We start from the raw sequence: 22,699 nt of genomic DNA, 5'->3' as shown, positions 1-22,699 counted from the left end.
GTTTAGTTTTCCTGTGGTAAGTTCGTCTAAAATTTTGAGTTTGAAAGATTCCGAATACCGTCTGATTACTTTGTCATTTTTGTACATAACTATTTAAAATTATGTAGCCTTTATTCAGGACGGGTCACAAATTGGGCACAACGGTTACGTTTATCGCGAGTTGCGGAAGTGGGGATGCGAATTTGTCGGCTTAACCATTTTCTTTCTTGATCTGTAAAACTACCCTTTTTCGATAAACCCGTTATTTGCGGTGAACCGATGTTACCCAAAGTTACTTACTTATAAATTTATTGTATCTCATTAAAGTAAGAAGCTATTAAAAGAATTTATTTCCTCCCTTAGCGTATACCGGAAAATTAGGGGGTACAATTAATATATTATTATATCTGATGTGTTTAAAATGCTTGTATGGATCTTCTAATTTCACCATTAATTCTTTAGCTAACTCAGGCATTGAATAGAATATAAACTCTCCAAATCCTAAAATAAGCCATTCTTCTATGTTATTGCCATTACTTGGGTTTAATAAAGATTTTGCTTTAGACCTTTTATAAAAAGAACTATAGGTTTCAATATCCCAATCATAAAAAGTCAGTAATTCATCTAAATCATAGATTAAATAAGGTTCGATTATTTCTTTCCAACTTTTTAATTCCTCTATTTCATTTAATATTTCATTTAAGAAGTAGGCTACTATGCCAGTAGGGTTTTCTATTACAACAGCTGGATGTTCACCGCTTCCACCTCCTAATACTAGCTGGTTTTTATCGCAAATAAAATCACCTTCAATTTTTTCTAATGGATGATAAACAGGTAAACCTCCAAGAATACCAACAAGTTCATGATCGAATGAATCAATATGGCTCATTATGAATTTTTAAGAATTTTATACCGATCAATCTTCATAGGATTAAATGTAGAAAAATTGTTCGGAAAGAAAATATCACCTAAAATTAGAAATTATTACTAATAAATATCACCAGAATTTTCCTGGCAATTTTGGATAACTCGTTTTATACCTTAGAAACCCTTTGGATTCCTGGATAAGATTCCGGATAACGAGTCATTGAAGCCTAAAGCTACTATTTTTATTTAAATACTCCCGTTTAGGGATATAAAAGGGCTTAAAAAAAGAAAATTTCCCCGTCCTGCTTAAGAATCCTTCCAACTGCCCTGTTTTATTCCCACCGGCAAGGAATAATTTTTAAATTTGCATCAACTAAACCTAAACACACAACAAAACAACACAACATGTCTGCAACTACCGAAGCCAAGATCTTTAACTGTACCCAAAGCCGGGCACTGGCCGAAAAGATCGCCGAGAAATACGGTTCCAAACTGGGAAATGTGATCACCTCCACCTACAGCGACGGTGAATTTCAGCCCTCTTTTGAAGAATCCGTAAGAGGTTCTCGCGTTTTTATCATCGGTTCCACTCATCCGGGAAGCGATCACCTTATGGAAATGCTTTTGATGCTGGATGCTGCCAAAAGAGCTTCGGCAAGGCATATCACTGCGGTGATGCCATACTTTGGCTGGGCAAGACAGGATAGAAAAGATAAACCACGTGTGCCAATCGCGGCCAAGATGATCGCCAGTATTCTTGAGACCGCCGGTGCCACCCGTATCATCACGATGGACCTACACGCCGACCAGATACAGGGATTCTTTGAAAAGCCGGTAGACCATCTTTATGCGAGCACGATCTTTCTTCCGCACCTGAAAAGCCTGGGGCTTGATAACCTTACCATTGCATCACCCGATATGGGAGGTTCAAAAAGAGCTTATGCCTATTCCAAGGCACTGGAAAGCGATGTGGTGATCTGTTATAAGCAGCGTGCCAAGGCGAACGTGATCTCGCATATGGAACTTATTGGTGACGTGACCGGGAAGAACGTGGTGCTTGTAGACGATATGGTTGATACCGCCGGAACCCTTACCAAGGCCGCCGATGTGATGATGGAGCGCGGAGCCAAAAGTGTAAGAGCTATCTGTACGCATCCGGTACTTTCGGGAGAAGCCTACGACAGGATCGAAAATTCGAAACTCCAGGAGCTTATCGTAACCGATTCTATTCCGTTAAGACAGGAAAGCAGTAAGATAAAAGTGGTGAGCTGCGCCGAATTATTCGCCGATGTGATGAGACGTGTTCATGGTAACAGGTCCATAAGCTCAAAATTCATTATGTAATTAATACCTGTCACACTGTGCGTAGTTGAAGTATGATAGTTTTATAAGGTCACTGCGAACGGAGTGAAGCAGTCTCTTCTTAGTATGAACTACAACAAGGAGATTTCTTCGCTTCGCTCGTAATGACTTTCCTTTTTTAGATGTGTTTTAATTCAAGTAGATCCGTGCCATCCTGAGCCTGTCGAAGGATGAGATTGCGTCATTCCGTTCGCAATGACTTTCTGCTTTTAAGAAGAGTACATTATAGCAACACTTCGTCATCCTGTCCCGATAGTTATATTGGTTCAGGATCTCAACGAACTCCAATTGCAAAGAGAAGCTGAAACACGTTCAGCTTGACGTGCAGATGGAGAATCCTATTCACCGGTTTCGGCGGGAACATTCGCATCCTCTTCCACGGCATAGATCTCCAGTTCTTTCCCGGTGATCTCCTCAAAAAGTTCCTTTTTTCTCATAGCGCCCCAGATCTCAAGCTCGGGATCGCCCTGGGTGGTGATATAGAATCTCACCATGTCTTTGGTCTTTTCTATTTCCAGCTCCTGGACATTCTGGTAGTGGCTTCGGTCGAGCCCGTCGGCGACCCTGAGAATACCCGATAGTTTCTTCACACGCTGCTTAAGGTCCTTATCGAGTTTCCGGTATCGCTTGTGTCGTTTCTTCGGTGTAGACCTCCGGTGATATCTTGCCACGTTTGCCATGAGAATGATTTCATCGGCGGTGAACCCACGCAGGTCGGCATGCCGTATGAGGTACAAAGCATGTTTGTGGTGTTTTCTGTGGGAGATGTAATAGCCAATATCATGCATCAGGGTGGCATATTCCAGCAATTCACGGTCGCCTTCTTCCAGTTCCAGTTCCTGCTGGAAATCGTCAAAGATCTGCAATGCCAGTTTGGCCACATGGGTTGAATGATCTTTCATCCAGTTGCACTTTCGAAGCAGTTCGAATACGCTGCGTTTCCTGGGATCAGCAAACCTGGCCACTAATGGCAAGGTTGACTTTTCCCTGCTAATGTAGTCTAGGATCATTCCGTCACGCAGGGCCGCTTCAGAGATCTTGACGTTCTGTATATTAAATTCTTCTATCAGGAATTTCACCAGTACCATCCCGGGGTTAATGATGTCTATCCTTTTCTCGTCCAGCTCTTTCTCTTTAGAGCGTTTTTCCCGATCCAGCTTTATGAAATTCTCATAGAACGGAAGGAACTCATCATCATGATAAACCAATTCGTTAAGCGTCATGGCCGAGCTGATGGAATTTCTTTCGGCGATCATGGCGGCGATATTTTCCATGGTTCCCGAAGAGCCAATGATGGTCTTCACCGAATGCTCATTTAAGATACCTGCAACCTCGCTCAGGGTATTCCGGTAATGCTTTAACAGAGCCTCTATCTCTGCTTTGGTAATAGGGTCATTTTCCACAAAGTGTGCGGCCATCCTCGCGACTCCCAGTTTCAGGCTGTTGTAATAAAGGAATTCCTTGTTGTTTCCCACGATGAATTCAACGCTGCCACCACCAATATCCACCATCAAAACCATTTCTTCATCAAGCGAGATACTATGTCTTATAGCATATCCGATCATCTGGGCCTCCATCTTGCCTGAGATCGCACGGGCCTTAATGCCCACTTCATCTATTACCCGCTGGATGAAATCACCTCCGTTCTTCGCCTCCCTGATGGCACTGGTGGCAAAGGCCAGGATCTCTTCCACGCCCTGGCTGTCACAAAGAAATTTAATGCGTTTTAGTGCATCGAGTCCGCGCTGCATGGCATCTTCGCTAAGATGGTGCTTCATGCCTTTTTCGGCAAGGATCACCATTTCCTTAAGCTTGTCTATGGTACGGTAACTGCCGTCGGGATAGAGGTCTACAAGGACCGCATGAAAGGAATTGGTTCCAAGGTCTATTGCCGCGATCCTTTTGGTTGGAGTTGAACTGTCTTGTATCTCTGTCATAATTCCTGAATCCGGGCTTTTTTGATATTCACTTCAATTTAAGGATTTTTGCCCTGAAAAACTTATAAGGCTTTGTGAAATAATCAGGTAGCTGTCGTCCCGGGCTTGTCGAATGTCATCCTGAGCCTGTCGAAGGGTGAATTGCTTCACTGCGTTTGCAATGACACTAATCATACAGTCACTGCGAGTACAACGAAGCAGTCTTAAGTTGAGATTCCCTTGTGCTGTCCGGCACAAGCTTAATTGTAACGTCACCGCGAGCAAAGCGAAGCGGTCTTTACTTGAGATTCCTTCGCTCCGCTTGGAATGACATTGAAAGTAAGAATTAAGAAGTTAGAAGTACGAAATTTTAGAAATTACGATAAATACCAACGTGATCCGATTAGGCAGAGAAGCAGTTTTTTTAAATTATACAATTTACAATTCTTAGTACCTTTAAATCTTCTTAGAAATTTTTTCCAATAATTGGAAAAACAGCTATTTATAAAAAATTCTAACTTCGTAATTCTAAAATCTAACTTCCAATAAACTTTTCTGCTTCAGGATTTTATAGATAAATAAAAAGGCTTACTTTTGCAGCCAGAAAATTTTTACGCAAATGAAGGCGGTTCACTGTAGAACTTGACGACATTTGTTAACCAAAACAATTTATAATGAAATCAATTACGATCAACGGATCTAAAAGAGAAAGCGTAGGCAAGAAGGCAACTAAAGCACTACGTAATGCTGGACAGGTTCCTTGCGTATTGTACGGGGTAGAAGGTGATCCACTACACTTTGCAGCAGAGGAAATAGCATTCCAGAACTTAGTGTATACACCAGACGTACACACTGTAAAAATCAAATTAAAGAGTGGTGAGTCTTACGACGCGATCCTTCAGGACATCCAATTCCATCCTGTAACCGATGCTATCCTGCACATGGATTTCTATCAGATATTCGATGACAAGCCAATTACCATGGAAATCCCGATCCACACCGAAGGTGTTGCAAGAGGGGTGAAGAACGGTGGTGTACTTCGTTACAACCTTCGTCGTCTTAAGGTAAGAGGATTGCCAGGTGATCTTCCAGATTACATCGTAGCTAACGTGACCAAACTTAAGATCGGTCAGAAGTTATATGTGACTGCCGTAGCCAGCGATGACTACAAGATCCAGCATCCAGATAACACAGTAATTTGTCAGGTAAGAACTTCACGTAACATCGTTGAAGATCTTGAAGACGAAGAAGAAGATGAAGTAGCAGCAGATGAAGTACCAGCTTCTGAAGTTGATAGCGAAGCTGCTGTAAAAGAGGGGGAAGATAAAGAGTAACCTTCTTTGAATAAATTTGAAAAGCATTCCTTATTCGGTTCAGCCCGGATTTCGGAATGCTTTTTTATTTAAATCAATTTAAACACCGGTTCGTATTTTCTGATTTAAAAAGTATCTGATTAATTTTATCTTTACCAAAACAAATTTGGATGCTTTCATTCTTTGGAAGGATTTTAGGAAAAAAGAAGACCGGGGAGAAAACAGATCCCATGAAGAAATTTTTGATCGTTGGTCTGGGAAACATCGGCCCTAAATATGAAAATACCAGGCATAATGTAGGATTCAAGATCCTGGATGAACTTGCTCGCGAAAAGGAAGTGACTTTTGAGACTCAAAAGCTGGGAGATGTGGCTAGTTTCAGGTTTAAAGGCCGCACATTCATTCTTCTTAAGCCCAGCACTTATATGAATCTTAGCGGTAAGGCCGTTAACTACTGGATGCAGAAGGAGAAGATCTCACTTGAAAACTTACTGGTGGTCACCGATGACCTTAACCTGCCTTTCGGTACCCTGAGACTAAAGACCAAAGGCAGCGATGGTGGTCATAACGGACTAAAGGATATCCAGACCCAGCTTAATACTACCAAATATAACCGTTTCCGCTTCGGGATAAGCGATGAATTCTCGAAGGGACAACAGGTGGACTATGTTTTGGGTGAATGGTCAGAAAAGGAAGAAGAGAAGCTGCCGGAACGATTAAAGACTTCCGCAGAGCTTATCCTGTCCTTTGGAACGGCCGGGGTTTCCAACACCATGAACACATTCAACGGAAAATAGGAATTGAAAGCCAAAAAAAGGAATATTGAAAATCAATCTTTTTAACTTTATCACGTCCTTTGATTGGCGAATTTTATTTAAATGAAAGAACATAAAGGAGCAAACTCGTTCATAAGTGAAAGGCAAACGGTGGTGACCATTGGGACTTTTGACGGGGTTCACGCGGGGCACCGGAAGATCATTGAACGCCTTGTAAATTCTGCACATGCCAATAACCTGGATTCGGTGGTACTCACGTTCTTTCCTCATCCACGCATGGTGCTGCAAAAAGAAAGCGGCATTCAACTTATAAATACCATAGACGAAAGAAAGCAGTTGCTGGAACAAACGGGAATAGACCACCTGGTGATACATCCTTTTACTCATCAGTTTTCGAGGCTAACGGCGCTCGAGTTCGTACGCGACATACTGGTAAATAAACTAAAGGCCAAGAAGATTATTATTGGCTACGACCACAGGTTTGGCAGAAATCGTACTGCCGATATTGATGACCTCAAAAATTTTGGTGAAGAGTTCGGTTTTGAAGTAGAGGAGATAAGTCAGCAGGATGTGGAGCAGGTGGCCGTAAGTTCAACCAAGATAAGGAACGCGCTACTGGAAGGCCGGGTAGAAAGGGCCAATATGTACCTTCAGCATCCCTTCACTCTTACCGGAACCATTGTAAAAGGCCGCGGAATTGGAAAAGAGCTTGGCTTTCCCACAGCCAACCTTGAAGTAAAGGAAGAATACAAGCTTATCCCGAAGAATGGGGTCTATGTTATAAGAACTGTGATAGACGGGGAACAGGTCTATGGAATGATGAATATTGGGACCAATCCAACCGTGGGAGGAAAGGAAAAGACCATAGAATCCTATTTTTTTGATATCGATAAAGATCTTTACGGGAAGCAGCTTCAGATAGAACTGCTGGTAAGGATAAGGGATGAAAAGAAATTTGGCTCCGTGAACGATCTTAAGCTTGCCATGAAGCAGGACCAGGCATTCTCCAGGCAATACATAAAGGATAATTATGATAAATAGATGGCTTTTTAAACAGATCGACAATTCTGCATTAGTCGTTTTTCGTGCACTTTTCGGTTTGTTGATAGCCATCGAGGCCTTCGGGTCCATTTTTTCAGGCTGGGTAAGGCGCACTATGGTCGAACCCGACTTCACCTTCAACTTTATAGGTTTTGAATTTCTGCAGCCTTTGCCGGGCGACGGGATGATCTGGTATTATGCCATTATGGGCGTGTTTGGTGTCTTTGTGATGCTGGGCTTCAAATACAGGATGAGCATGCTGGTATACGGCATTATGTGGGCCGGAGTTTACCTGATGCAGAAATCATCCTATAACAATCACTATTACCTGTTAATGCTCCTGTGTTTTATCATGGTCTTTTTGCCAGCGAACAGGTGGTTTTCACTGGATGCTAAATTAAAGCCATCAATTAGCAAGATCTCCATGCCCCGGTGGGTATGGGTGGTGATCGTTTTACAACTCTGGATCGTTTATACCTACGCTTCGGTGGCAAAGATATACCCTGACTGGCTGGATGGCAGCTTTCCGGCGCTTCTGATGAAATCCAAGGACGATTACTGGCTGGTTGGTGAATTCCTCCAGCAATGGTGGATAAGGTATGCGATCGCATATTTCGGGTTGCTCTTTGACCTTTTGATCATTCCGCTATTATTGTGGAGGAGAACCCGTGTTCCCGCTTTTATCGCGGCCATCTTCTTCCATCTTTTCAACAGTTTCATATTCCATATCGGGATATTCCCGTATATGTCTTTAGCCTTCTGTATCTTCTTCTTTCCGGCAGAAAAGATCAACAAAGTATTCCTGAGAGGGAAGAAAGAATTCTATGATAAGGCAGAGGTGATCGTTCCTTCCTGGCGTAATGCCTTATTAGTGAGCATGGTTGTGTGGTTTAGCATTCAGTTATGCCTGCCGCTTAGACACTGGTTCTTTAAGGATGATGTGCTCTGGACCGAGGAAGGTCATCGTCTTAGCTGGAGAATGATGCTTAGGGGTAAAAGCGGAAGGGTAGCTTTCAAGGTTGTTGAGAAAGGAACCAGCGATACGATCTTTATAGAAAATGAAGATTATCTCTCAAGGAAACAAAGGAGAGCCATTACTTCTAAACCCGATATGATCTGGCAGTTTGCGCAGCGTCTTGAAGAGGATTTCGCTAAAAAAGGCAAGGAAATAGAGGTCTATGTTGAAGGAAAAGTAAGCGTAAATGGCGGCCCATATAAAGTTCTTATCGATCCTAATGTAGATCTCGCTGCCGAAAAATGGGAGCATTTTAAGCATCACGACTGGATTTTACCTTCAGATTCAGAGTAATTTTCTTCCCCGCTTTTGTTACATTTGCTGCTCAGAAAAAATTATAACGGCAAATTAAATAAAACGGCCTTATGTTACAGGTTTCAAAGATTGCAGAACATAAAGAGGATTATATCAAAGCCCTTAAAAAAAGGAATTTTGATGCTTCAGATATTTTCGAACAGGTATTAGCACTGGACGAGACCCGGAGGTCTACCCAGGCTAAACTGGACGAGACCCTGGCCAGTTCCAATAAGATGTCTAAAGAGATAGGCTTGCTTTTCAAGAACGGAGAGCATCAGAAGGCGAATATGCTGAAGGAAAAGACCAGCCGTTTGAAGGAAGAGTCTAAGGAACTTTCTGAAAAACTGGCAAATGCCGTGGCAGATCTTCAGGATCTGCTATACACCATTCCTAATATTCCGCATGAATTGGTTCCTGCGGGAGTGAATGAAGAAGACAACGAGGAGGTTTTGCGTGAGGGTGACATCCCTCAACTGGATGAAGGAGCCCTTCCGCACTGGGAGCTTGCAAAGAAATACGACATCATAGATTTTGAGCTTGGAAATAAGATTACCGGGGCAGGTTTTCCTGTCTATAAAGGAAAGGGTGCAAGATTGCAGCGCGCGCTTATTACCTGGTTCCTCGATAAGGCTACCGAAGCAGGATATACGGAATTCCAGATGCCTTTGATGGTAAATGAGGCTTCAGGTTTTGGTACAGGCCAGCTTCCCGATAAGGAAGGCCAGATGTACCATGTGACCGAAGATGATCTTTACATGATCCCGACGGCAGAGGTGCCGATTACCAATATGTTCCGCGACAACCTGATGAACGAGAAGGATTTTCCTGTGCTATGTACTGGCTATACGCCATGCTTCAGAAGGGAAGCCGGTTCTTACGGGGCTCATGTTCGTGGACTCAACAGGCTGCACCAGTTCGACAAAGTGGAGATCGTAAGACTCGAGACTCCGGAAAACTCTTATGCTGCTTTAGATACTATGGTAGACCATATTAAGGGTCTCTTGAATGAATTAAAATTACCGTATCGTATCTTAAGATTATGCGGTGGAGATCTTGGGTTCACGTCTGCGCTTACTTATGATTTTGAGGTTTTCTCAACTGCCCAGGACCGCTGGCTGGAGATAAGCTCTGTTTCAAATTTTGAGAACTTCCAGGCAAACAGGCTTAAACTGAGATACAGGGATAAAGAAAATAAAAAGGAGCTGGTACATACCCTTAACGGAAGTGCCCTGGCTCTGCCAAGAGTGCTCGCCGGAATCCTTGAAAACTGCCAGACCGAAGACGGAATAAATATTCCTAAGGTACTTGTGCCCTACTGCGGTTTCGATAAGATAGATTGATCTGACAAAGAATAAGACCTCACAGGTTTCTAAAACCTGTGAGGTCTGGTACATTATTACTTTTACAAATTATTAAAAACAGCGCAAATGTTTATATTTACAATATGCGCTGTTTTCTTTTTATATTATTCCTGGTAGCCGGAAACCTTGGCCTGTTTGCCCAAAACGAACAGCTGGCGAAGAATTTCTTTGACCAGGGGGAATATGAAAAAGCACTGAAGGTCTATCAGCAACTTTATAAAGGAAATCCCGCCAATACTGTTTACTTTAATGGGGTGGTTGCTTCTCACCAGCAATTGGAGGAATTCGAGGAAGCCGAAAAGATGCTGTTGGAGCGATTGAATACGTCTGCAAATTATCCTTCACTGCTTATAGAGCTGGGACATAATTATGAGCTTCAGGATAATACAGAAAGGGCTACTCAATTCTATGATGAAGCCCTGCAGTCTATTGAGGGCAGACCTAATTTCGCGTACGCGATAGCCCGTACTTTTGAACAGTACAATCTCCTGGATTATGCGGCCAAAGCATACGAGCGGGCGATGGACCTGAATACTGACAGGAACTATAACCTCCAGCTGGCCCGGATCTATGGCGAGCAGGGGAAAATAGAAGAGATGTTCAGTAATTACCTTGATCTTATAGAAGATGACATGAAATTCTATGGTCTGGCAAACCGGGAATTCAACCGCTACATTTCTGAAGATCCGCAAAGCGAACCAAATATCATTTTCAGAAAATTACTTCTAAAGAGATTACAGGAAAATCCCAGCCTGCTTTACAACGAGATGCTTAGCTGGCTCTTTGTTCAGCAAAAACAGTTTGATAAGGCATTTGTACAGGAAAGGGCTATCTTCAAACGAGGTGAGAACAATCTGCAGGGAATACTCAATCTTGCTATTCTGGCAAGAGATGCTGAAGCTTACGAAGTGGCAAAAGAGATCATCAGCTATGCGATAGACGAGTCTCCTTCCAGGACCTTTAATCTCCAGGCGAGACATTTTTTATTAAAACTGAAACTGGAGACTGCGGCTCCCGAAGATTATTCGGAGATCCACAATGATTTTCAATCCTTACTTGGCGAATACGGATATACTCCGGAGACGCTGGACCTTCAGATAGATTATGCCAATTTTATGGCTTTTAGTGAAGACAAAAAAGAGCCGGCCGTAAAACTATTAAAAGAGGCTGCTGAAATGACTCCATCCAAGTTCGAACTTGCAAAGGTCAAGATGGCCCTGGCCGATATTCTCGTGGTGCAGGAGAAATTCAATGAAGCACTTATATATTATTCCCAGATCCAGAACCTGGTGAAGAATGATGAGATCGCCCAGAATGCGAGATTTAAAGTGGCAAAGACGAGTTATTATAAGGGTGATTTTGAATGGGCCAAGACCCAGCTGGATATACTGAAGACGTCTACTTCGCAGCTCATCGCTAATGACGCAATGGAATTGAGCCTGCTTATAAGTGATAATTCTCAGGAAGATTCCACCCAGACGGCACTTAAAAAATATGCAAAAGCCGATCTTCTTGCTTTTCAGAAGAAGAATTCACTGGCTATTCAGGCCCTGGACTCCATTCTGGTGAATCACAAGGGAGAAAAGATAGAAGATGAAGCTTTGTTGAGCCAGGCCAAACTATATGAAGAAGAACATGACTTTAAAAAAGCAGAGACCAATTACCTCGCCATAATCAATTCTTTTGGAGAAGATATCCTTGCAGATAATGCCTATTACTTCCTGGCAGAGCTTTATGCGAACCAGCTTCACGATCCCGAGAAGGCAAAAAGCTATTACGAGCAAATTATCTTTAACTTTGCCGACAGTATCTACTTTGTGGAAGCGCGCAAAAAATACCGTATGCTTCGCGGGGATACCATAGAATAGTTCCTAAAAAATTAAAATTATACCGATGATCATTTATAACGTTACCATAAACGTTCAGGAGGATATTCATGATGAATGGCTGAAATGGATGAAAGAAGAGCATATTCCTGATATGCTCGATACAAAAAAATTCAGCAAGGCCCTTATGACAAAAGTGATGGTGCAGGAACCTATGGGAGGGATCACCTATTCGGTGCAGTATACCACCGAAAGCAGGGAAATGCTGCAACGTTATTACGACGAGAATGCCGAAGACCTGAGATCAAGGTCAAAAGCCTTTGAGGGCAAGTTCGTGGCATTCAGGACCGAGCTTGAAGTCATCACCGAGCAGTAAAACATTCTCTTAGCCTCCAGTAGGAGGGGAATAAAGAATAATTATGAAAAAGAAAAGGCAGGAGTTTAGAGGAAATTCTTCAGATGTACGTGCAAAGAAGCATCTGGGACAGCATTTTTTGACCGATGAGAACATCGCCGAAAAAATAGCCGATACTCTTTCTTATGAAGGCTATAATAAGGTTCTGGAGATCGGGCCGGGGATGGGTGTTTTAACCAAATACCTGCTTAAAAAAGATGCTGAGGTCCATGTGATAGAGATAGATACTGAAAGTGTGGAATATCTTGAGAGCAACTACCTGCATCTTCGTGGGCGTATTCATGAAAAGGATTTTTTAAAGCACGATCTGCAGCAGATCTTCAATAATGAGCAGGTTTCCATAATAGGGAATTTCCCATATAATATTTCTACACAGATCGTATTTAAGGTGCTTGAATACAGGGATCAGATCCCTGAATTTTCAGGCATGTTTCAGAAAGAAGTGGCTAAAAGAATCTGTGAAAAGGAAGGCAGTAAGACCTATGGGATACTAAGCGTATTGGTACAGGCTTTTTATGATGCGGAGTATCTTTTTACCGTTCCGCCTTCTGTTTTCAATCCGCCTCCAAAAGTCGATAGTGGTGTACTCAGGCTGAAAAGAAAAGAGAATTTCAGTCTTCCCTGTGATGAAAAGCTCTTTTTCAGGGTGGTGAAAACCGCCTTTAACCAGCGGCGTAAAACTTTACGAAATAGTTTAAAAAGTCTTAATCTTCCCGATAATTTAAGGGAAGATGCTATATTTGGCAGTCGGCCGGAACAACTCAGTTTCCAGCAGTTTATTGAACTGACACAAAAAATTGAGCCGTATGCAGTTTCAGATAAGTGAAGAATTAATAGAAAAGATCAAAACCCTCATTGAAGAAGAGAACAATGAGGAGCTGTTGCTGCACCTTGAAGAAGTGCACCACGCTGATATTGCTGAAATTCTTACCGAACTGGATATTGAGGAGGCAACTTATATTGTAAAGCTTCTGGATAGTCAGCAAACGGCTGAAGCCCTTATGGAGCTTGAGACTGACAGGCGTGAGCGTATCCTGGAAACCCTTTCACCAAAGGAAATAGCCGACGAGCTTAACGAGATGGATACCGATGACGCGGCCGATATTATTTCTGAACTTTCCCTTGAACTACAGCAGGACGTTATTTCAGAAATGACCGATGAGCAGCATGCCGATGACATCGTGGAGCTGCTGCGTTATGACGAGAACTCTGCCGGTGGTTTGATGGCTAAGGAGCTTGTGAAGGTGAACGAGAACTGGAGCGTGACCGGTTGTATGACCGAAATGCGCAAACAGGCCGAAAATGTGACCCGTGTTCATTCGATTTATGTGGTTGACGACAAGAACAAGCTGAAAGGCCGTCTTTCGTTGAAAGATCTGCTTACTGCTCCAAGCCATGCGAACATCAGTGATATTTATATTCCCAATGTTGATTATGTGAATGTGCATACCGAGGGTGAAGAAGTGGCTCGTATCATGCAGAAATATGACCTGGAAGCTATTCCGGTAGTGGATGAGATGAACAGGCTGGTAGGCCGGGTTACAATTGATGATATTGTAGATTTCATCAAGGAAGAAGCCGAAAAGGATTACCAGATGGCGGCTGGTATCTCTGAAGATGTTGAGGCCGATGCCAGTATCTGGCGTCTTACCCGTGCCCGTTTACCCTGGCTAATTCTTGGACTTTTTGGAGGACTCGGTGCCGTTTATGTGATGAAAGGTTTTGATGAAGCGCTTTCAAATTATGTGGAGCTTTTCTTCTTTACCCCGCTTATTGCTGCGATGGCGGGTAATGTTGGAGTACAGTCAAGCGCCATTATTGTACAGGGTCTTGCTAATGATAATCTTAAAGGAAGTCTTTTCAACAGGTTGATAAAAGAGATAGGACTTACCCTGATAAATGGAATGGCATTGGGATCTCTGGTGATTATATTTGGGATGATAGTAGGCCTGCCCCAGTTGGTGAGTTTTACCATAGCTATTTCCTTAATGGCCGTAATAATAATTGCAGCTTTGATTGGTACTTTTGTTCCAATTATTTTGGATAAACAGGGCATAGATCCCGCGATTGCAACCGGGCCTTTTATTACCACAAGTAATGATATCTGTGGAATTTTTCTCTTTTTTTATATCGCTAAAACCATCCTTGGTTTTTAGAAAGCCTGCCTTATTCCTTCGGTTGGTTAAAATCATTCTTTAAATTTGTGAATTATGTATTTCTGGAACAGTTCTGGATGCATAGGAAAATTGCTAAATATTAATAACAGAAAAAGAGATAAAAATGATCATTCTGCATGCCGATACCAATCATCCAACCTTGATGAAAAAACTGGAAGAGGCAGGACATCACAATATAGAAGGATACGAACAAACAAGAGAAGAAACGTTACAAAACCAGCATCTTTATGATGGCATCGTAATAAGAAGCCGTTACAAGATAGATCGTGAATTCATAGATGCGGCTCCCAATCTTAAATTCATTGCTCGAGTAGGGGCGGGACTGGAAAGCATAGATGTAGATTACGCTGAAGAAAGGGGTATCAAACTTTTTTCGGCGCCAGAGGGTAACAGGAATGCCGTTGGAGAACATTCTCTTGGAATGCTGTTATCACTCTTTAACCGGCTCAATAAAGCGGATAAAGAAGTACGGGAAGGCCTTTGGCAGCGGGAAGAGAACCGCGGCGTTGAACTCGATGGAAAGACTGTTGGCCTCATCGGCTACGGAAATATGGGGAAGGCATTCGCTAAAAAACTTAAAGGTTTTGATGTAGATGTAATCTTTTATGATATCAAAGATGGTATCACAGATGAGAATGCCAGACAGGTAGGTTATGAAGAATTCTTCGAAAAGGCAGATGTGGTAAGCCTTCATGTGCCATGGACCGAAGAAACCGACCAGATGTTCAACCGGGAATTTATCGGTAAATTCAAAAAACCTTTCTGGTTCATTAATACCGCCAGGGGAAAGAATGTAGTTACCGCTGATCTTGTTGAAGCATTAAAAGAAGGTAAAGTACTGGGAGCAGGCCTGGATGTACTGGAATATGAAAAATCTTCCTTCGAAAGCTTATTTTCAAACCCTAATAATGTTGCCGTTCGGGCGGCTGATCCGGTACCTGAAGCATTACGGGAACTGATGTTTATGCCGCATACCATTTTGAGTCCCCATGTGGCGGGATGGACGGTGGAATCTCACGAAAGGCTCGCTGAGGTAATTGCCGATAAGATCATCGCCGAGTTTGGAGAAGGCGATGCTAAAAAAGAATAGAAAAAATGAAAAAAAGAGTGACCGGTCTGGGTGGATTTTTCTTTAAATCGAAAGATCCCGACCAAATCAAAAAATGGTACAATCAACATCTTGGTCTGAATACTGACCGTTATGGATGTACCTTCTGGTGGAAGGATAAGGAAGGAAATGACTGTTCTACCCAGTGGAGTCCTATGAATGAGGATACCGATTACTATAAGCCTTCAGAGAAGCAATTCATGATGAATTTCCGGGTTGAGAATCTGGAGGAACTGCTTGAAACTTTAAAAGAAGAAGGAGTGCAGGTGGTAGGCGAAATGGAAACCTACGATTATGGAAAGTTTGGTTGGATCATGGATCCGGAAGGCAATAAAATTGAGCTTTGGGAGCCGGTGGATAAGGCTTTCCTTGATCAATAAACACAAAAGAGTCTGTCTCGAAAGGCTGTATTTCGTCAAGCTGTTCCGATAGCTATCGGAATTGTTTCAGCTTCTAATAAATACTGATTTTTAAGTTATTGAGATCCTGAAATAAATTTAGGATGACGTGTTTTTGCCTTTTGAGACGGCCTCTTTTTTATTTTATTCCAAATCTGATTATCCTAGTGAGCTTAGCTCAATAAGTGCAGATTTAATAGATTCTTCTCCTTCAAGGGCCTCAAAAGACATATTCTTTACCAGAGGATCGGCAAGTGACATCACAAGGATAAAGGCTACATCGTCCCTTGAGATCTCACCTCTCTCGTTAAGTTTTTTAGCCACTTTCACCTTGGCCAGACCCAGGTCATCGCTTAGCCTTCCGGGTTGCACGATCGTATAGGTAAGACCGCTTTCTCTTAGATAATCGTCAGCTTCTTTTTTTGCCTTGAGGTAATGCTCCAGTTCGGGCACCGCCGAAGGATTATCGGTGTTCATCGCGCTAAGCATGATGAATTTTTTCACCTTGGCCTTCTTTGCAGCATCGATTAGCTTTTTTGCTCCTTCCTGGTCTACGGCGATGGTCTTATCCGGTCCCGTCTTGCTTCCCGATCCGGCGGCAAAGATCACCTTGTCTATGCCTTTCATCACATGGCTCACATCTCCCTCTAAATCTCCCATCACGCTTTCCACTTCCATATCGTCGAAGATCTGTTTTTGCTCTTCCTTTCGGATAAGTGCCAGCGGATTGAAACTTTCTGAACTGTTAAGTATCTCTATTACTCTTTTTCCCGTTGCACCAGTGGCCCCGGCAATAAGTATATTTTCCATAATTGTTGAATGAATATTTTATTTGCTAATGATAAGAAAGATAAGAAGGATTTGAAAGAATTTCCAGTAAGATCTGAGTAATAACACTAAGTTAACAACTCACAACTCACAACTCACAACTCACAACTCACAACTCACAACACACAACACACAACACACAACACACAATACATAACACACAACTACCCAGGGCTTACTGCGAATTGTTCCCCGCTGCTCTTTCTTCCAGTTCTTTCTGAAATTCCTCCATTACAGGTTTTACGGTACTTTCAGGAAGGTCGGCAATTCTAATATACATTAGTCCGTCTACCGCATCATTAAACAATGGGTCCACATTAAAAGCCACCACCTTTGCGTTCTGTTTGATGTATTTTTTGATCAGTACCGGAAGTCTGAGGTTCTCTGTCTCCAGTTCATCTATGATCTTATCAAACTTGTTAAGATCGGCTTCGCTTTCATCAAAAACCAGGTCTTTGTCGGCATCTTCCAGCTTCACCTTGAACTCTTTCTTTGGCCTCACATACTGAGCCACATACGGATCGTAATAATTGGATTTCATGAACTCGATCATGAGCGATTTCGAGAAATTGCTGAACTTATTACTGATGCTAACTCCACCAATAAGGTATTTGTGCTCCGGAAACCTAAGAGTACAGTGAACTATACCTTTCCAAAGCAAGAATAAAGGCATTGGTTTTTGCTGATATTCCTTGATAATGAAGGCTCTCCCCATTTCAATGGACTCGCTCATCATTTTATGCAGTTCCGGCTCAAACCTGAAAAGGTCCTGCAGGTAGAAGCCGTCTATTCCATAGGTCTCATAGATCTCTTTGCCCATTCCCATGCGGTAAGCGCCGGCGATCTTCTGAGCATCGCTGTCCCAGAGAAAAAGATGGTGGTAATATTCATCAAACTGATCCAGGTCGGTACTATTGTTTGTCCCTTCTCCCACTTCCCGGAAGGTGATCTCCCGCAAGCGACCTATTTCGTTTAAAATATTGGGTATGATCTCCCTTTTAGCCAGGAATACCTCGTAATTCTTGCTGTGCAGGAGGCGCTTGTCCATTTTACGGCAATTTTCGATCTCGGCAAGCATAAGCTCTGCATTGGTCTCTTCGGCAATATTTTTTGGAGAACGCGGAATTTTTAAGGTTTTTGGTAGACTGCTTAGCAATTTTTTCTTTTCGAATACATTGGCAAGCATATAGGTTTTCCTTCTTAAAAACGCCGTATAGGCTTCCAGGTTTGGATGCTCCAGCTGATCTTCCACAGAAATAGGATGGCCCACCCTTACCTTGATTTTTCTACGACGCTGAGATAGCATTTCGCTCGGGAGTTTAGCCGTTCTCAGTAGATCACTCATAGAAGCAAGTCGGTAGAAGAAAAGGCTGTTCTTTGCATGAAAATATATGGGAACAACCGGGACTTTAGACTTTTGAATAAGTTTCATTGCCGAGGGCTCCCATGGTTTATCTACTATCACCTTTTTGTCACGATAGGTAGATACCTCTCCAGCCGGAAAAATGCCAAGGGCATTACCCTCTTTAAGGTGAGCGATCGCCTTTTTCATCCCGCCAAGACTGGATTTGGCCTCTTTGTGATCTTCAAACGGATTTACCGGAAGGATGTATGGTTTTAAAGGGTCTAACCTATGTAAAAGAAAATTAGCGATCACCTTGTAATCTGGTCGCTTTTCCAGTACCAGCTTCATAAGGATCATTCCGTCTATTCCGCCAAGGGGGTGATTTGAAACAGTAATGAATGGACCTTCCCTGGGAATACGTTTAAGATCTTTTTCGGGAATTTCGTAATCTATTTCAAACTCTTTCAGAATAGACTCAATGAAATGAGTTCCCTTCAGGTTCTTTCTTTTCTCATATTCCCTGTTGATCCTGGAAAGTTTGGTGGTTTTAAGGATTAGCCATCCCAGGCCTGTACCAAGGAATCCAAACCGGCGAAGGTTCATTACACTTGCAACTTCTTTTGCACTTACGATTCCCATGGTTGATTGGTTTGTGTTAACCAAAAATAAGAAATCAAAATTTAGTTTTCGGTAACCATTTGTACTGTATTCTGTGTAAGCTGTTTTAAAAGCACATTCTTGTCCCGCTCCAACTCGTCTATTGCCTGCTGACTAAAATGCCTTATCGTATATAAAGAAACCCCTGTTTTATAGTTCACTTTGAACCTTGCTTTTAGATGCTGAATAAGTTTTTCCAGATGATTGAAGCGGTTGTCCACGCATACCCTGAAGCTGATAGCGGAATTCTGAATAAGATCTACTTTCATCTGGTACTGGTGAAATAATCTGAATATTTCCGAAATATTCTCTTCTACCATAAAAGAGAAATCAAGAGAGGAAAGGGAGATCAGTACCTGGTCTTTTTTCACAATGAAACAGGGAATTTCCGGATGGATGGTCTTTCCCTTGCTAACGGCTGTACCCTCTTCTGATGGGTTCAGAAATGAGCGCACAAAAAGAGGGATCTCCTTTCTTTGTAAGGGTTGAAGTGTCTTAGGATGAATAACTGAAGCTCCATAAAATGCCAATTCTATGGCTTCCTCGTAAGAAATCTTATCCAGAAGCTGTGCCTTACTGAAAAAACGCGGGTCGGCATTAAGTACTCCGGGAACGTCTTTCCAGATGGTCACATTTTCAGCGTTCAGGCAATATGCCATGATAGCTGCAGAGTAATCTGATCCTTCCCTGCCAAGAGTAGTCGTGAAATTATTGGGATCTGAAGCGATGAATCCCTGTATAATATTCAGTTTTTTTAAGTCTACATGATCCTGGATGAGTTCCTGTGTCTTGTTCCAGTTTACCTGGGCATCCCGGTACGTATTATCGGTTTTTATCAGGTTCCTGGCGTCCAGCCAGTGGGTTTGAATATCCTGGGAATTGAGATATTCGCTAACGATCGTGGTTGAGATCAGCTCCCCGTAGCTTACGATCTGGTCATACACGAAATCATATTGAGTTGATTTGTTATGCTCAAGAAAATTTTCAAGTTCGGTGAAAAGTGTTTCGGTTTTAAACCATACTGGAGCCTGATCGCTGTGGAAAAGTCCTTCTATAATATCGCGGTGGTAATCTTTTACGGTTTCGAGGCTGGCCGGAATCCTGGCGGTTTCAAGATAATCCTTAACTACTACTTCCAGGGCGTTGGTGGTTTTTCCCATTGCCGAAACCACTATCAGTTTATTCTTGTTCCCGGTTTCGTTAAGTACTTTGATCAGATTTTTTACACCTTCGGCATCCTTAACAGATGCACCTCCAAACTTAAAGACTTTGATCACTGTTTTTCAATATTTTTCCTGATGCCTTTTTCTTCCATATGAACAGTCTTCCAGCTTTCCTTGATCTTGGCACCGGTGTTTTCGTAAAATTCTATCGCATTTTTATTGCCTTCCGAAACTATCCACTCTATACGCTTAACGCCATGATCGTGGCCATATTTTACAACCTGCTGGTAAAGTGCCCCGCCAAGTCCTGTACCTCTCATATTTTCCCTTACGATAAGGTCTTCCAAATGCACGGTTCGGCCTTTCCAGGTAGAGAACCGGAAATATACAAGTGCCATTCCTTCGATCTTTCCGCCAACATCGGCCACAAAGCACTTGAAATTACCATTGTCGAATCCTTCCTTTTCAAGGTCTTCAATGGTCACTTCCACATCATCCAGATGATTTTCATGTTCAGCCAGCTCCTTGATGAGTTCCAGAACTGCTTTCATATCCTCCCGTCGGGCTTCACGTATTGTATAGTCCATAATTCAGATTTTTAACAAAAATACTGATTGAGTCTCAGAAGCTTATTAATACCATCTTAAAGAAGACCTTTTTCCTGAAGATATTTATGCATTGCCTTTTCATCCATCTGTACCGTATCCCAGTCTTCCATAACATCTGCCCCGCTTCGCCTGTAAAAATCGGCAGCATTCTTATTCCAGTTCAGTACCACCCATTCGGTTCTTTTTACTTTCTCTTCCGCGGCAAATTTTATCACCTCGGTATAAAGAGCAGAGCCCAGGCCTTTTCCTCTGAATTCCTCTCTCACGATAAGGTCTTCCAGGTGAACCGTTTTTCCTTTCCAGGTGGAGTATCTGAAATAGACCAGGGCCATTCCCTCGATCTTTCCATCGGCTTCTGCCACAAAACAATGAAAGGCGGGATTCTTTCCAAAGCCATCTCTTATCAGGTCATTTTCATCTATTATTACCGCTTCGGGCTCTTTTTCAAAAACAGCAAGTTCATTAATGAGTTTCAGCACTTCGCCCATATCTTCCTTTTGAGCCTTTCGAATATTAATTTCCATTAAAAATAATTTTGTTCATTCTTTCCTGTTGGTGAGCAAAACTTTGTTAAGCCCTTAGTCCTGTTCTTAAAAGTATTATAAACAAATGTAATCAATGCTAAAGATTGTTTACGAAAACGTTGTAGTAAGCCTTAATTTTGATATTTTAGCCGCCAGAACCACAAATTTAAATCATGCCTAAGAAAAATCAGACCCTTGGAGAATTCATTATCGAGAACCAGGCGCATTTTCCGGGCTCTTCGGGAGAACTATCAAGACTGATCAATTCTTTGAGACTTGCTGCAAAAGTAGTGAATCACGAAGTGAATAAGGCCGGACTGGTAGATATTATCGGCGCTTACGGAGAAACCAATGTCCAGGGGGAAGATCAGCAAAAACTGGATGTATATGCAAACAACAAATTCATTCAAACCCTTACCAACAGGGAGATAGTTTGTGGAATAGCCTCCGAAGAGAATGATGACTTTATCAGAATAGAGGGGCATAATGGCGATGATCAGAATAAATATGTGGTACTTATGGACCCGCTTGACGGTAGTTCAAATATAGACGTGAATGTTTCGGTGGGAACCATTTTTTCTATTTACCGAAGGGTGACGCCTTTAGGAACTCCGGTGCAACTTGAGGATTTCCTTCAGCCGGGAAATAAACAGGTGGCTGCGGGTTATATCATTTATGGAACTTCAACAATGCTGGTTTATACTACCGGACATGGTGTAAACGGATTTACCTTAAACCCTGCACTGGGATCCTGGTATTTATCGCATCCGGATATGAAGTTCCCCGAAGAAGGCAAGATCTACTCCATTAATGAAGGGAATTATGTGCATTTTCCCCAGGGAGTAAAAGATTATATAAAATACTGCCAGGAAGAAAAAGGAGACAGGCCTTATACCTCAAGATATATCGGTTCCATGGTGTCTGATATTCACCGGAACATGATCAAGGGTGGGATCTTTATGTATCCAAAAAGTTCCAAAGCCAATAACGGAAAACTGAGGCTGTTGTACGAATGTAACCCGATGGCTTTTCTAACGGAACAGGCCGGAGGTAAGGCCAGTGACGGATTTCAGAGGATTCTGGATATAGAGCCAACCGAACTGCATCAGCGAGTGCCATTCTTCTGCGGAAGCAAAAATATGGTGGAAAAAGCCGAGGAATTTATGAAAAAGGCTGAGTCTAACTCTCAGTCTCAGTCATTCTCTTTTTCAAGTAAATAACGGTAATCTTCAAAGTTAAGCTGACCGCTGAAGATCTGGATAGAACGATTGATGATGCCTTCAGAAGCCTGGCTTGAGAAACCAAGACCTATGGCATAACGTTTTATCAATTCTATTTCTTCTTCATCGATCTCATGATCGGCAAAGATTATTTTGAACAGGTCGTGAAGACGTTCCAGCCTTTTTTCTATGCTATTATAGCCCGTTAACGGAAACGCCAGTGGATTCTCAATTACCTTTTCATATTCATCTTCGCTTATGTCAAGTTTTCTGGCAAAACGCTTTAAAAGTAATTCTTCCTCATTGTTGATATCGCCATCCACAGCGGCAAGATTTACGATTGAGGCAAAGTGACTAAGATTTCTTAGGTGCTCTCCTGAGCCAAATAGATCTGAAAAAGACATTCTTATATTGGTTTTATAATTACAAATATAAATAATCACTCAAGTAAATTGTATCAAAGCATATTTAAATTCCTGTTGATCATTCGCTAATCTTTTCTT

Annotated in this window: 21 protein-coding genes; 13 read left to right on the top strand and 8 right to left on the bottom strand. The window is 42.2% G+C overall.

The window, feature by feature from the left end:
• Positions 1-316: 316 nt before the first annotated feature.
• On the bottom strand, positions 317-868 hold the full coding sequence (locus NE848_RS16490; RefSeq protein WP_252115702.1) for a hypothetical protein: 552 nt from the start codon (positions 866-868) through the stop codon (positions 317-319).
• Positions 869-1,251: 383 nt separating this feature from the next.
• Here NE848_RS16490 and NE848_RS16485 point away from each other — a divergent pair, with 383 nt between their 5' ends.
• Positions 1,252-2,190, top strand: a complete 939-nt coding sequence (locus NE848_RS16485; protein WP_252115701.1) for a ribose-phosphate pyrophosphokinase — start codon at positions 1,252-1,254, stop codon at positions 2,188-2,190.
• Between the two features lie 356 nt (positions 2,191-2,546).
• On the opposite strand, the gene NE848_RS16480 is transcribed toward NE848_RS16485, so the two are convergent.
• Complete coding sequence (locus tag NE848_RS16480) at positions 2,547-4,145, bottom strand: Ppx/GppA phosphatase family protein (protein WP_252115700.1); 1,599 nt, start codon at positions 4,143-4,145, stop codon at positions 2,547-2,549.
• 653 nt (positions 4,146-4,798) lie between these two features.
• On the opposite strand from NE848_RS16480, the gene NE848_RS16475 reads away from it, so the two are divergent.
• From NE848_RS16475 to NE848_RS16425, 11 genes are all read left to right on the top strand, one after another.
• Complete coding sequence (locus NE848_RS16475; protein ID WP_252115699.1) at positions 4,799-5,458, top strand: 50S ribosomal protein L25/general stress protein Ctc; 660 nt, start codon at positions 4,799-4,801, stop codon at positions 5,456-5,458.
• Positions 5,459-5,607: 149 nt separating this feature from the next.
• Positions 5,608-6,234, top strand: a complete 627-nt coding sequence (pth, locus tag NE848_RS16470) for an aminoacyl-tRNA hydrolase (RefSeq protein ID WP_252115698.1) — start codon at positions 5,608-5,610, stop codon at positions 6,232-6,234.
• 81 nt (positions 6,235-6,315) lie between these two features.
• On the top strand, positions 6,316-7,254 hold the full coding sequence (locus tag NE848_RS16465; protein ID WP_252115697.1) for a bifunctional riboflavin kinase/FAD synthetase: 939 nt from the start codon (positions 6,316-6,318) through the stop codon (positions 7,252-7,254).
• Positions 7,244-8,563, top strand: coding sequence for an HTTM domain-containing protein (locus NE848_RS16460; RefSeq protein ID WP_252115696.1), 1,320 nt, complete (start codon positions 7,244-7,246; stop codon positions 8,561-8,563). Before NE848_RS16465 ends, NE848_RS16460 begins: the two co-directional genes overlap by 11 nt.
• A gap of 71 nt (positions 8,564-8,634) precedes the next feature.
• Entirely contained in the window at positions 8,635-9,906 is a 1,272-nt protein-coding gene (gene serS, locus NE848_RS16455; protein WP_252115695.1) for a serine--tRNA ligase, read from the top strand.
• Positions 9,907-10,010: 104 nt separating this feature from the next.
• On the top strand, positions 10,011-11,795 hold the full coding sequence (locus NE848_RS16450; protein ID WP_252115694.1) for a tetratricopeptide repeat protein: 1,785 nt from the start codon (positions 10,011-10,013) through the stop codon (positions 11,793-11,795).
• 25 nt (positions 11,796-11,820) lie between these two features.
• Entirely contained in the window at positions 11,821-12,129 is a 309-nt protein-coding gene (locus tag NE848_RS16445) for a DUF4286 family protein (protein ID WP_252115693.1), read from the top strand.
• Positions 12,130-12,172: 43 nt separating this feature from the next.
• The gene (gene rsmA, locus NE848_RS16440; protein WP_252115692.1) at positions 12,173-12,994 is read left to right on the top strand and encodes a 16S rRNA (adenine(1518)-N(6)/adenine(1519)-N(6))-dimethyltransferase RsmA; all 822 of its coding nucleotides are present in this window, start codon (positions 12,173-12,175) and stop codon (positions 12,992-12,994) included.
• The gene (gene mgtE, locus NE848_RS16435) at positions 12,975-14,324 is read left to right on the top strand and encodes a magnesium transporter (protein ID WP_252115691.1); all 1,350 of its coding nucleotides are present in this window, start codon (positions 12,975-12,977) and stop codon (positions 14,322-14,324) included. The genes rsmA and mgtE overlap by 20 nt, the downstream gene beginning before the upstream one ends.
• Positions 14,325-14,448: 124 nt before the next feature.
• The gene (locus NE848_RS16430; RefSeq protein ID WP_252115690.1) at positions 14,449-15,435 is read left to right on the top strand and encodes a 2-hydroxyacid dehydrogenase; all 987 of its coding nucleotides are present in this window, start codon (positions 14,449-14,451) and stop codon (positions 15,433-15,435) included.
• Positions 15,436-15,440: 5 nt separating this feature from the next.
• Positions 15,441-15,833, top strand: coding sequence for a VOC family protein (locus NE848_RS16425; protein WP_252115689.1), 393 nt, complete (start codon positions 15,441-15,443; stop codon positions 15,831-15,833).
• A 177-nt stretch (positions 15,834-16,010) separates the two neighbouring features.
• Here NE848_RS16425 and NE848_RS16420 read toward each other — a convergent pair whose 3' ends face one another.
• The 5 genes from NE848_RS16420 to NE848_RS16400 form a co-directional block, all read right to left on the bottom strand.
• Positions 16,011-16,661, bottom strand: a complete 651-nt coding sequence (locus tag NE848_RS16420) for an SDR family oxidoreductase (RefSeq protein WP_252115688.1) — start codon at positions 16,659-16,661, stop codon at positions 16,011-16,013.
• Positions 16,662-16,854: 193 nt separating this feature from the next.
• On the bottom strand, positions 16,855-18,663 hold the full coding sequence (locus tag NE848_RS16415) for a GNAT family N-acyltransferase (protein WP_252115687.1): 1,809 nt from the start codon (positions 18,661-18,663) through the stop codon (positions 16,855-16,857).
• 41 nt (positions 18,664-18,704) lie between these two features.
• On the bottom strand, positions 18,705-19,955 hold the full coding sequence (locus tag NE848_RS16410) for an aspartate kinase (RefSeq protein WP_252115706.1): 1,251 nt from the start codon (positions 19,953-19,955) through the stop codon (positions 18,705-18,707).
• Positions 19,955-20,431, bottom strand: coding sequence for a GNAT family N-acetyltransferase (locus tag NE848_RS16405; RefSeq protein ID WP_252115686.1), 477 nt, complete (start codon positions 20,429-20,431; stop codon positions 19,955-19,957). Before NE848_RS16405 ends, NE848_RS16410 begins: the two co-directional genes overlap by 1 nt.
• A gap of 56 nt (positions 20,432-20,487) precedes the next feature.
• Positions 20,488-20,976, bottom strand: a complete 489-nt coding sequence (locus tag NE848_RS16400) for a GNAT family N-acetyltransferase (protein WP_252115685.1) — start codon at positions 20,974-20,976, stop codon at positions 20,488-20,490.
• 173 nt (positions 20,977-21,149) lie between these two features.
• Here NE848_RS16400 and fbp point away from each other — a divergent pair, with 173 nt between their 5' ends.
• A complete protein-coding gene (gene fbp, locus NE848_RS16395; RefSeq protein ID WP_252115684.1) occupies positions 21,150-22,196 on the top strand; it encodes a class 1 fructose-bisphosphatase in 1,047 nt (348 codons plus the stop codon).
• Here the strand turns inward: fbp and NE848_RS16390 are convergent.
• Entirely contained in the window at positions 22,169-22,600 is a 432-nt protein-coding gene (locus NE848_RS16390) for a TerB family tellurite resistance protein (protein WP_252115683.1), read from the bottom strand. The two genes, fbp and NE848_RS16390, sit on opposite strands and share 28 nt — an antisense overlap.
• Positions 22,601-22,699 lie beyond the last annotated feature (99 nt).

This window comes from Gramella jeungdoensis, from assembly GCF_023805255.1.
Lineage (GTDB): Bacteria > Bacteroidota > Bacteroidia > Flavobacteriales > Flavobacteriaceae > Christiangramia > Christiangramia jeungdoensis.
Note: the sequence above shows the minus strand (reverse complement) of the source record. Positions and strands in the feature narration are given on the sequence as shown.